This is a genomic window from Pseudomonas sp. PDM32 (genome assembly GCF_019219225.1).
GTDB lineage: Bacteria > Pseudomonadota > Gammaproteobacteria > Pseudomonadales > Pseudomonadaceae > Aquipseudomonas > Aquipseudomonas laurylsulfatiphila.
The window spans coordinates 308,564-320,747 of sequence record NZ_JAHUWE010000009.1 but is presented as its reverse complement, the minus strand read 5'-3'; the positions used below and the strand labels follow the sequence as shown (position 1 = coordinate 320,747).

7 protein-coding genes are annotated in these 12,184 nt (G+C 62.8%); 3 read left to right on the top strand and 4 right to left on the bottom strand.

Translation table 11 applies throughout. The features are described 5' to 3' along the window. Positions 1-23: 23 nt before the first annotated feature. Complete coding sequence (locus KW846_RS19215) at positions 24-1,451, bottom strand: mechanosensitive ion channel family protein (RefSeq protein WP_218484299.1); 1,428 nt, start codon at positions 1,449-1,451, stop codon at positions 24-26. A 388-nt stretch (positions 1,452-1,839) separates the two neighbouring features. Here KW846_RS19215 and KW846_RS19210 point away from each other — a divergent pair, with 388 nt between their 5' ends. Beyond that, positions 1,840-2,736, top strand: a complete 897-nt coding sequence (locus tag KW846_RS19210) for a LysR family transcriptional regulator (RefSeq protein WP_218484297.1) — start codon at positions 1,840-1,842, stop codon at positions 2,734-2,736. A 143-nt stretch (positions 2,737-2,879) separates the two neighbouring features. Here KW846_RS19210 and KW846_RS19205 read toward each other — a convergent pair whose 3' ends face one another. The 3 genes from KW846_RS19205 to gspG form a co-directional block, all read right to left on the bottom strand. Further along, positions 2,880-3,509, bottom strand: coding sequence for a hypothetical protein (locus KW846_RS19205; protein WP_218484295.1), 630 nt, complete (start codon positions 3,507-3,509; stop codon positions 2,880-2,882). A gap of 155 nt (positions 3,510-3,664) precedes the next feature. Next, positions 3,665-4,852: a type II secretion system F family protein gene (locus KW846_RS19200; protein WP_218484293.1), complete on the bottom strand. Its 1,188-nt coding sequence runs from the start codon at positions 4,850-4,852 to the stop codon at positions 3,665-3,667. Between the two features lie 14 nt (positions 4,853-4,866). Beyond that, positions 4,867-5,301, bottom strand: a complete 435-nt coding sequence (gene gspG, locus KW846_RS19195; protein WP_007977211.1) for a type II secretion system major pseudopilin GspG — start codon at positions 5,299-5,301, stop codon at positions 4,867-4,869. Positions 5,302-5,517: 216 nt separating this feature from the next. Here gspG and KW846_RS19190 point away from each other — a divergent pair, with 216 nt between their 5' ends. Together KW846_RS19190 and mnxG are read left to right on the top strand one after the other, a co-directional pair. After that, the gene (locus tag KW846_RS19190; RefSeq protein ID WP_007977214.1) at positions 5,518-6,126 is read left to right on the top strand and encodes a lytic transglycosylase domain-containing protein; all 609 of its coding nucleotides are present in this window, start codon (positions 5,518-5,520) and stop codon (positions 6,124-6,126) included. A gap of 207 nt (positions 6,127-6,333) precedes the next feature. Beyond that, the gene (gene mnxG / locus KW846_RS19185) at positions 6,334-12,147 is read left to right on the top strand and encodes a manganese-oxidizing multicopper oxidase MnxG (protein ID WP_218484291.1); all 5,814 of its coding nucleotides are present in this window, start codon (positions 6,334-6,336) and stop codon (positions 12,145-12,147) included. The last annotated feature ends 37 nt before the right edge of the window (positions 12,148-12,184 follow it).

Genomic DNA, 12,184 nt, shown 5'->3' with positions numbered 1-12,184 from the left:
CAGGGTTTTGCGTTCACATCCGCTTATCGACTCTGCAACCACCCCAAAAAACCACCTTTCCTGACCGCAACCGGTTTGGCCATCAACGCCATCCGGCTGTTCTGCTGGCGCACCGCTTGCAGCTTGTTCAACGCCCGATCGACCTCCCGACGTTGCGCCATGCAGTTGCGGGTCAGGGATTTGTCGAGGCGGTAGATGATGCTTGAGGTCATGGCAGTGAACCGTGCCTGGGACGGCGTATCGGCGAGGATGCTTTGTTCGCCCATGACTTCACTCGGCCCCATGCGCCCGGCTTCGATCTGCGTGCTGCCGTCGGGGACGGTGGCGCTGACCACGCCGGTGGCGATGACGAACAGACTGTCCGGTACTTCCTCCAGGTCCAGCACCACATCACCGGCCGCGTATTGCTGCGCCACCATGTTCTGGGCCAGGCGATCCCGTTCCTCGGCGCTCAGGGAGCGGAAGATCTTCACTTCGTCGAGTAGTGCCCGTGCGCGGGTCGACGGCTCGATCACGCCATCGGGTTGCCGGGAAATGCCTGCCGCTTCGAGGTGTCGATGGGCCAGGTCGAACAGTTGATTGCGCACTTCACCCTTTTTGCCCAATTCGGCGATGAAGCCGCTGGCCACGTATTCGGACATGGTTTCGCCGGCCTCCTTGAGCACGGCTTTCGGCGCCGGATCGAGGAGCAGGCTGCTGCTGCCCTGAAGAGTACGGTCCAAAGCATCGAGTACCCGACGCGGGCGAATGTGGTTGGGTACCTGAATGCTGATCGACACGCCGTGCATGTTGAACGGGCGGCTGAGGTTGACGATCTTTGCCTTGGCCGCCACCGAGTTCGGCACTACCGCGGTGCTGCCGGCGCTGGTCAGCAGGTGGGTGGCACGCCAGTCGATGTCCAGCACCTTGCCTTCAATACCGTCGATGGAAACCCGGTCATCGACCTGATAGGGCTTGGTGGTGTTGAGCACGATGCCGGAGAACACGTCGCTCAAGGTGCTCTGCAATGCCAGGCCCACTACGATGGCGACGACGCCGGAGGTCGCCAGCAAACCTTTCACTGGCAGTTCCAGCACGTAGCCGGCGGCGGCCACCACCGCAATCAGGAACACCAGTGCGCCGATGACATCCTGCAACAGCCTGCCGCTGTGGCCGATGCGCCGCATCAGGGCCAGGCCGATCACTTCGGTGAGCACCCGCGCCGCGTACAGCCACCAGAGAATCCCCAGCGCCGTGGCCCCCAGTTGCGCCACGCGATCATCGGCAAACAACGGCACCTGCAACGGGCTGACGCCAGCATTGATGAGCATCGCGCCGAACAGCACAAACAGCGCCAGGCGCACACCGACCCGGCTGACGCGATGCTTGAATGGCGCGAGGTGCCAGAGCAGGGCGTCGATGGCCAGCAGCAGGGTGCTCAGGGAGAGCAGGTGGGACAAAATGTATGACATGGGGCTGCTCCGGTGTGCGTAGATCTGAAGAGCGCAGAGGCACTTTGTGGCGAGGGGGCTTGCCCCCGTTGGGCTGCGTAGCGGCCCCAAAACCATCATCCGCGATGCTTCAGATGTATCGCGTTGGTCGGTTTTACGACTGCTTCACAGCCGAACGGGGGCAAGCCCCCTCGCCACAGGTACTTCAGTGTTCACAAAAAATCGCCACACATTGCTGAGTGGCGATTCTGACGAGGTTTCAGTTCAAATGCGTCTTGAACTCAGTTGTTCAAACGGTTTGCCACCACCGGCGGCGAGAGTGAATTCGACACCGTGAACATAGATTAATAGAGTGCTTGGAAGGGAAAAAGCGGCTATAAAGTGTTTGACTGTCAACCAGGAAGTGACAATGAACCCCTTCGAAGATATGCGTATTTTTTGCCAGGTCATGGAGTCTGGAAGCTTCACGGCTGCCGCCGATCAACTGGGGCTGTCCAAGCAGTTTGTCAGCCGTCGCTTGATGCAACTCGAAGAGCGCCTGGGCGTGCGCCTGCTCAATCGCTCGACCCGGCGACTGGATGTCACGCCGTTGGGGCAAAGCTACTACGAGTCAGCCTTGCGCCTGCTCAGTGAAGTCGAACAAGTGGAGCAGGGCATCGCCGGCCAGACCACCGAGCCACGCGGGACCCTTCGTGTGAGCGCTCCGCTGTCGTTCGCACTGGCGCATCTGGGCTGCCTGTTGCCGGTGTTTTTGCAGCGCTATCGCGACGTGACGGTGGAGATGGATCTGAGCGATCGGCCTGTGGATTTGCTGGGTGAGGGATACGACCTGGCGTTGCGCATCGGCACGCTCGAGGACTCGACCTTGATTGCCCGGCGGATCGCCTCGATCCAGCGGGTGTATTGCGCCAGCCCTGCGTACCTGGCCGAGCGCGGCACACCGCTCAAACCTGAGGATTTGCACGGTCATGACTGTCTGCCTTACGGCCATGGTCGACAGGTGCAATGGCGTTTTGCGGGGCAGGGCAAGCCGCTGACGGTCAGCGTCACGGGGCGGATGCGGGTCAACAACGGCGAGGTGCTCAGGGATGCGGCTATCGCCGGCCTGGGGATCACGTATTTGCCGGCGTTCATCGTCGGCTCGGCGTTGACGGATGGACGGCTGGTGGAGGTACTGGAGGATTTGCGCCCCGAGCCGCTGACGTTATCGGCGGTGTATCCGCAGCATCGTCAGAGTTCGCGGCCGGTGCAGGTGCTGGTTGAGTTCTTGCGCGAGGCGCTGGATCAGTCTGAGGGTGGGTTGTAATAAAATGGTCGACACAATCAAATGTGGGAGCGGGCTTGCTCGCGAAGGCGGTGTGACAGTCAAAGAAGTTGTTGACTGACCCACCGCCTTCGCGAGCAAGCCCGCTCCCACAGGGTTTTGTGTTGTATTGGAATCAGCGGGAATCAGCTCCTTTTGTCATCGCCGGGTTCGGCATGGACACCACGGTTGTCGCCGGGCTCGCCATTGGCATGGACACCACGGTCATCGCCGGGCTCGCCATTGGCATGGACGCCACGGTCATCGCCGGGCTCGCCATTGGCATGAACGCCACGGTCATCGCCGGGTTCGCCATTGGCGTGGACGCCATGGTCATCCCCCGCTTCATCATGGGTGCCGTTGCGTCCTGAGGACGAGGCCGTTCCGGAGTGGCTCGAACCGCTGTTGGCACTGCCATGGCCGCTGTTGCTGCCATGGTCGCCGCTATGGCCGCTGCCGCTGTTGCCGCTGTTGCCGCCGTTGCCACCACTGCCGCTTCCGCCGTGACTACCGCCACCGCCGCCACCATTGCCGCCGCCACCTCCATTGCCACCGCCGCCACCACCGCCTCCATTGCCGCCACCACCGCCTCCATTGCCGCCACCACCGCCTCCATTACCACCACCACCGCCTCCACTGCCGCCACCCCCACCGCCACTACCCCCATCCTTGGCCTGAGCACTGGATACCCCGGACAGGTTGTCCGGAATCAGTACGGTAGACGCCGACAGAACCGCGCCAATAGCTACTGCCAGTAAAAGCTTATTGATGTGCATGTCGTTCTCCGTCTTCTTGTTTGAGCCTGGAACGTTGATGAAGCTTGCAACGTGCTGCTTTTTCCCATGGGAACCTGTTAAACACCTCGGCAGGCTGATTTATTCAGTTTGATGGTTGAAGAAATGCAACGGACAGCGCGGCCCTGTTCCAAAAGTCAGTGAATACTCGAGGCCAGTTCGAAAATCGGGATGTACATCAGGATCACGATCACCCCGATCAACAGGCCGATGAAGGTCATGAGCAAGGGTTCGAACAGCCGCACGAACCATTCGATCCAGCGGCTGATTTCTTCGTCGTAGAAGTCGGCGCTGCGCTCCATCATCTGCCCGAGGTTGCCGGACTGTTCACCGGCGCGCAGCAGGCGCAGGGACACGGGGGTCACCAGTTGATTGAGCTCCAGCGCGGTGGACAACGATTGCCCTTCGCGCACCCGTTCGCAGGCCTGGTCCAGCCGGCTGCGGGAGGCGACGGTGAGCAGGTTGCGGACCATGCCCATGGCGGTGACGAGGGGAATGCCGCCCTGCAGCAGAATGCCCAGGGAACGGTAGAAGCGTGCCAGCTCATACATGAAGATGCGCTGGTGCACCGCGGGGAGTTTTTCGATCACTCGGTCCAGCCCCCGCCGAAAGGCCGGTTGGCGCTTGAGCAGGACGAGGGCGACGATGATGGCCAGCAAGCCGCCGAAGAATTCGCCCTGGTGGGCGTGAAGGAACATACCGCTGCTCATCAGGATCTGCGACAACCACGGCAGGTTCGACCCAAGCCCTTCGAACACCAGGCTGAAGCGCGGCACGACGTAGCCCATCAGGAACAACACCACGCCGCCGCCCACTACCAGCAACAGCATGGGGTAGATCGACGCACTGATGATCTTCTGGCGAACCTCGTCCATGCGCTGTCGATAGCTGACATATCGACCCAGGGCATCGCCGACGGCGCCGGTCTTCTCGCTGGACTGCACCAGCGCCACGTACAAAGGCGGGAAAATGGCCGACAACTGGCCCAGGGCCTGGGAAAACGATTTGCCCTCGTAAAGCAGGCGCACCAGCTCGCTCAGGGTTTTGCGGGCTTGCGGCGCGTTTTCCTTTTCCTCCAGGCTTTCCAGCGCATCGATCAACGGCAGGCCGGCGTTGAGCAAGGTGGTCAGCTCCTGGCTGAACAATACCAGGTTGAACGTCTCGCGCCTTTGCAGGCGCAACGCGCGCCAATGTCGCTCGGCGTGCAGGCTGACCACCCGCAGGCCTTGGTCCTCGGCGATGCGCCTGGCTTCGCTTTGCCCCGGCGCATCGACGGTCATTGAGACGACACCGGCCTTGCCGACGGCTTTGAGATGAAAGCGCATGGTCGCCATATCCGTCAGTTCCAGTTGGTGACTTCGGCGTTCTCGCCTTCGCCGCCGGGTTGCCCGTCCTTGCCCATGGACAACAGGTCGTACTCGCTGTTTTCACCGGGATAGCGATAGCTGTAGTTGTGGCCCCAAGGGTCTTGGGGAAGTTTTTTCTGCAGGTACGGGCCGGTCCAGCGAGGTTCGTCGGCGGGGGCCGTGACCAGCGCCTGCAAACCCTGTTCGGTCGACGGGTAATGGCCGACCTCCAGGCGGTAAATGTCCAGGGCTTTGCTCAAGCCTTCTATTTGTGCCTTGGCCACTTTCACTTCGGAACGGCCCAGTTGGGCGAAATACTTCGGCGCGACGATGCCAGCCAACAGCCCCAGCACCACCAGCACCACCAACAGTTCGAGCAGGGTGAATCCGTTTTGGGATCGCCGGGCATAACGCAGATGCTGATTCATGATGACCTCGCACGGTAGGCAGCAGTGTTGCCAATTGCCATGTAGTAGTTGTCATTCAACAGCATGCAATTGCCATGCTCATGCTTGGTGATCCTTCTGTACCCCCCGTGCTACGGGCCTTCTCACTTACGGCACAGTGCTTGCGTATGGCTGTTGCACAACTGGCCATTGGGGCATTACCCCCATTTTTCGGGGCCGGGAAGGGGAGGTCTAACAATGAAATCACTCACCACCGGGTTGCTGGGTCTGCTGGTCTTGACCGGTGCCGCACAGGCCGATGTGTTTGTTTCCGTGGACGCCAATGGCAGCTACGTCCTGTCCAATGTCCACCGCCCCGGACGCCACTATGAACGGGTGATCCGTGAACCCGATGCGCCGGTCGTCAGCCTCGACCAGCAACCGCAGATGATCGCCGCGCAACCCTACGCCGAACTGGTGGCGGCGGCGGCCACGGCCAATGAACTGCCGGCGGCGCTGCTGCACGCGGTGATCAAGACCGAGTCGAGCTACAACGCCCGCGCTACCTCACCCAAGGGCGCTCGCGGACTGATGCAGTTGATGCCCGACACCGCCCGCGAAATGGGCGTGACCAACGTCTACGACCCCAAGGCCAACATCCAGGGCGGCGCCCGCTATCTCAAGCGCCTGATGACGATGTTCGACAACGATATCCGCCTCGCCGTAGCGGCCTACAACGCCGGGCCGCAAGCGGTGCTCAGCCGTGGCAACGTGGTCCCGCCGTTCGCCGAAACCCAGCGTTATGTGCCCAACGTGTTGAACCAGTATCGGCGTTTGCAGGGGTTGTCCGCGGATGCGCCGCTGTGATCGAAACCGCGGGGGCGATTTTCCCCAATAGTGGGGAATTGTGGCCCCGGCGAAAAAGTGGGGGATTGGGTGGGGAATATCCCCCCCGGATTATTAAGTAGTAGTTATAACATACTGAATAATAACGTTATTTTTTGTGGCATGCGGATTGCTCTCGACGATTTGTCGTGAAGTTTTCCCTGCAAACCTGTAGCGAGGCCCGAGACCATGGTCGGTATATCCCACGCCCCGTCCCTGATTAATTTACTGCTGTTGGTGACTTCGATGCTCGGTATCGAGATTGCCAGCGCAGCTGCACGTTGCGAGCGCAACCTGGTGGCCAACGTCGTGGCGTTTGATCAGCCGCTGATGTTCAACCGCCTGGGGGCGCAGAACGTCAACGGCATGATGTTCGCGCTGCGTCGCGATGTGGTCGATGACCATGATATTTCCCTCGCCCAAGGGGGCGCAGCAGTGCCGGGCAAGGTTTCCCTGCGGCCCGACAAGCGCCCGCGTCCGCTGGTGTTGCGCGTGGCTGCCGGCGATTGCCTGACCGTCAATCTGCAGAACCTACTGGCCTATCAGGCCAACCCGGGCAGTCATGAAGCGTTTGAGCAAGAGGGCGAGCAAGAGGGTGGCCAGGGCGGCAATGCCGAAGCCTTCAAGGCCGATGAGCAGGTGGCCGACCGTCATGTCGGTTTCCAGGTCAACGGCCTGCAGGCCGTCAACAGCATCGATGACATCGCCTCCTATACCGGGCGCAACGCCAACAGCCTCGTCGCCCCCGGCAGCAGCCGATCCTACACATTGTATGCCGAACGTGAAGGCGCGTTCGACGTCAGCAGCCGTGGCGCGACCTTCGGTGGCGAGGGCGCCGCGGGCAACAACGCCAACGGGCTGTTCGCCCAGGTCGTGGTCGTGCCCAAGGGCGGGCGCACTTACCGCAACACCCTGACGGAAGAAGAAATGCGCCTGGCCAGCACCGGACGTACGCCGGCCGGCCAGCCAATCGTCGATTACCAGGCGCGCTACCCGCAGCGCGAGCCGTGGATTCGCGAAGGCAAGGCCGGTACGCCGATCATCAATATGGTGGACGGCAGTGAGATCATTTCCAGCGAAAGCGACGCGATCGTGATGGGCAGCAACGCCGACGGCAGCTTCCCGCCCTCGACCTATCCACTGGAAGCCATGGGCAAGCGCAATCCGGCGCTGCCGAACCGGCTGGAGCCGTTCCGCGATTTCGCTTCGCAGTTCCAGGATGAAACCGCCGTCACCCAAGCTTTCCCGGCGTACTTTGCAGACCCGGTGATGGGCCATGTGCTGGAGCCGACCCGTGACTCGTTCATGATCAACTACGGCTCCGGCGGCATGGGCGCCGAAGTGGTCGCCAACCGCCTGGGCGTGGGACCGATGCACGATTGCCTGTCTTGCGCCTATGAAGAGTTTTTCCTCAGCTCGCACACCGTGGGCGACGTGGCGATGCTGGTGGACGTACCGGCCAACGCCGGCCTGGAAAACATTCGCCCGGGCGAAGTGCCGCGTGCCGACCAGGTCGGGGTCAAGGCGACCATGGCGCTCTATCCGTCGGAGCCGTCCAACGTCAATCACAGCTACATCGGTGACTTCGTCAAGTTCCGCAACACCCACAACGGCTACGAACACCACATCTTCCACCTGCACGGGCATCAATGGCTGTACAACCCGAACGATGACAACACCGATTACCTGGACGCCCAGGGCATCGGCCCGGGCTCCGGCTACACCTATGAAATCGCCAACGGTGGTTCGGGTAACCGTAACCGCGTAGCAGGCGATGCGATCTATCACTGTCACTTCTACCCGCACTTCGCCCAGGGCATGTGGGCCATGTGGCGGGTGCACGATGTGTTCGAAGAAGGCACCCGGCTCGAAGTGTCCCAGCAGGGTGCAGACGGCTTTCACAAACAACCCTATGCGCTGCGCAACGGCAAACCGGCGGCCGGTGCGCGGGCCTTGCCCGATGGCGAAATCATCGCCGGTACGCCGATCCCGGCGGTGGTACCGCTGCCCGGCAAAGCCATGGCTCCGATGCCGGGCAAGGTCGTCGTGGTGCCGAAAATCGGCCAGACCCTGATAGCCGCTGGCGACGACGAAGGCGATGATGACGGTGGCAATGGCGGTGTCAGAGCCATCGGCTCGCTGGCGCTGGTCGATCGCAGCGAAGCCAATCGCAACGCCGACGGCAGCCTGAAAAACCCCGGTTTCCCCTTCTGGATCGGCGGCATGGAAAGTTCGGTCGGCCAACGCCCGCCAACCCCGCCGCTGGACATGCTCGACGCCGCCAAGGCCCAGGCGCTGAAAACCAGCGGCAACGGCCTATGGGCCAACCTCGACCCGAACCAGTCCGGTGGCTGGGACGGTGGCCTGGGGCGCCATGCGCTGGACGGCGTGTCGGCCGGTGGCGAGGCGCACACGGTGACCACCTCGCTGGACTTCTCCAAGGAAGTGAAGCGGGCCAAACCGATTTACCTGCCGGAAGAGGGGACCGAAGTCGAACAGGCGGCCATGGCCTTCCACGCCAAAAAGGATCACCCCAGTTTTGCCGTGCTGCCGGGCAAAACGGTGGTTGCGCGCAACTTCCGCACCAATGGCGCCTTGCCGATTGCCGGTGCGCCGTTCTACGAACCCTGCATGGATGATCGGGCCAAACGTCTGACCAGCAGTGCCGGCAGCGGTGAATACCATAGCGGCGAGCGCATCGACGGCATGTCCTTTACTGGCTCCTCGACTTTCACCGCCGACCGCCCGCGCATCTACAAGGCGGCCAATATCCAGTTCGACGCGGTGTACAACAAGGTCGGCTACCACTTCCCGCAGGCGCGCATCCTCGCGTTGTGGGAAGACGCCTGGCCGGTGATCACCAAGCAGCGTCCGCCGGAACCGCTGGTGATGCGCATGAACACCTTCGACTGCGTGCAGTACCAGCAAACCAACCTGGTGCCGGCCACCTATGAGATGGACGACTATCAGGTACGCACCCCGACCGATGTGATCGGCCAGCACATTCACTTGCCGAAGTGGGACCTGACGTCCGCCGATGGTTCGTCCAACGGCTGGAACTACGAGGACGGCGTGCTTTCCCCGGGTGCCGTGGTGGAGCGCATCCATGCCATCCGCGCGTTCAACCAGTGCCAGGGCACCGACCCGCGTGACGGCACGCCCGCCTGCCCGGTGGCCAAGGCGCATCCGTTCTTTGGTCAATATGGTCGGGCGGACTGGATGGGCGCGCGCACGGCAATGCAGCGCTGGTTCATCGATCCGGTGATCAACACCAAGGGTGTCGACCGTGGCCTGGGGACCATTTTCACCCACGACCACCTCGGCCCGTCGACTCACCAACAGATCGGCCTGTACGCCACCGTGCTGGCCGAACCCGCCGGTTCCACCTGGTTCCACGCCGAAACGGGCGAGCCGTTGTACAGCGGCGCGCGCTCGGACGGCGGGCCGACTTCATGGCAGGCGGTGATATCGACCGGCGACCTGGACAACGACGGCAAGAACGACAGCTTCCGTGAGTTCTTCCTGGAGTACAGCGACTTCCAGCACGCCTACGAAGCCGGTGTGTACGTCGGCGCCGGCCCCAACGGCGTGCCCAATCCGCAGGCGTTCCCGGCGACATCCGACAGCTTCCGCTATGCGATCAATCCGCCCGTGCGCAACAACGCCGGCAACCTGCTCGAGTCGGTGGTCGAGGCCCGTGGCGGCATCAAGCCTGGCTGCCCGAGCCGGCCATGTCCGCAAGCAATCTCGGTGGATGACCCCGGCATGTTCGTGGTCAATTACCGCAACGAACCCCTGGGCCTGCGGGTGTTCGACCCGAACAAGGTCGGCCCGGACGGTAAGCGCGGCATGCAGGCCGACGGCCTCGGCGGCGACCTGTCGTTTGCCATGCAAAGCCGTACCGACCGTGCGATCCCTGCGATGAACCTGGCGCCGAACCTGGTGACTTCGGCCACCGGCCCGACCGGCGGCACTACGCGGTTCCCGCCACACATCAACCGTGGCGGTGCGGAACCGGGCGACCCGTTCACACCGATGCTGCGCACCTACACCGGCGACAACGTGCGGTTGCGGGTGCATGCCGGCGGCCATGAAGAGGAGCACAACGTCACCCTGCACGGTGTGAAGTGGCTGCAAAGCGGCACCGGCTATGGCAACAGTTCCAACTCGGGCTGGCGTGCATCGCAAATGGTCGGAATTTCCGAGCAGATGGGCTTCATTGCACCGGTGTCGATGCTCTCCAGTTCCGCGGCGACCACGGGTGACTATCTGTACTCGATGGATGCCTCGATCGAAGGCTACTGGAACGGCATCTGGGGCGTGATGCGCAACTACACCGCGCAACGCAGCGATCTGTTTGCCCTGCCGAACAACCCGAAGCCGGCGGGCACGCGCAACACCGTGGCGTTTGACGGCACTTGTCCCCGGGTCGGCGCCAACCCGAACGGCATTGGTACAAGGCCCACCGTGCAGCGCAACTACGAGGTCGTGGCGGCGCTGGCCAACGACATCCTGAGCAATCCGCTGGGGTTGTCGATCGGTGACCCCGAGGGGCTCGGCCAGCATGTCGGCGGGCCGTTGAATCCGGCGGGCGGCACCCTGGTGTTCAACTCGCGGACCGTGAGCATTCCCCGGGTGACGGTGACCGATCCCGAGGACGGCGAAACCATCACCATCGGTGGCCAGAGCGGGCCGATCCATGACCCGACCGCGATCCTGTACGTGCGCAAGGCCGACCTCGACCCGAGCACGGGCAAGCTCAAGCCGGGGGTGCCTGTCGAACCGCTGGTGCTGCGCGCAGCGGCCGGGGACTGCATCAATATCACCCTGGAGAACCGTCTGCCGAGCGTGATGCCTGACCTGGCCCAGACCGCCATCCTGCAGGGGCTGGTCAAGCGCAATCGCAATGACGGCAACGGCTCGACCACCTTCAACAACAACCTGCTGCGGCCCTCCAGCCATGTCGGCCTACATGCGCAATTGCTGGCCTACGACATCACCAAATCCGACGGCGCCAACGTCGGCGTCAACCCGATCCAGACCGTGCCACCGCGGGTCGGCAACAGCGGTGCCTACCCGACCCGTACCTACCAGTACTACGCCGGGCACCTGGAGCGTGAAGGCAAACCGGTGACCCAACTGGGCCGCAACGTCGACAACATCAACGCCACGGCGGTGGAGTTCGGCGGCTTGAATTTCACCCCGGCGGATGTGATCAAGCAGCCGCAAAAAGGCCTTGGCGGCGCGATGAGTGTGCTGCCGGTCGGCGCCACCTGGGTCGAGGACGCCAAGCGTGCATCGGCCACGGTCACTGCGACAGGGCAGGCGGTCTACCGTGACTTCGCGATGGTCTGGCAGCGCGCCTTGAACCTGCGCTGGGCGAATGGTCGGCCGGTGGAAGGCATCGCCTCGGAAGGCATGGGCGTGCCGAACGATCCGAAGGACAACGCCGGCATGGCCATCAACTACAAGACCGAGCCCCTGTGGTATCGCTTCGGTCTCGCTCCGGATGCACCGTTCGGCCGCGCGGACGGCTCTGGTTATGGTGACGTGCCCAACGCCCACATGGCCTACAGCAACGCATTGGTGGGCGGCGATCCACAAACGCCGGTGTTCTACGTGAAACCCGGGCAACCGTTCCGCACCCATGTGCTGATGCCGACCGGCGGCAGTCGCGGCTCGACCTTCCAGCTCGACGGTCACCTCTGGTCGGTTAATCCGTACCTGGCGGAGAAGAGCGATGTCGACGGCTATCCGATGTGGACCCCCGGCGTCGGTTCGGTGCGGTTCGGCCTGAACCCGATGGCGATGTACATCGGCGCACGCGAAAGCGTGCTGCCGGCCGCCCACTTCAGCGCCATGCACCCGAGCGCCGGTGGCAGCAATGCGATTGCCGGGGATTACCTGTTCCGTGACAACGCGTCCTTCGGCAACACCGCTGGTCTGTGGGGCTTGCTGCGGGTCACGAATGAACCGGCGCCGACAACGGCACCGACACCGTAGGAAAGGGGTTGTAAAGCACCACCCCTGTGGGAGCGAG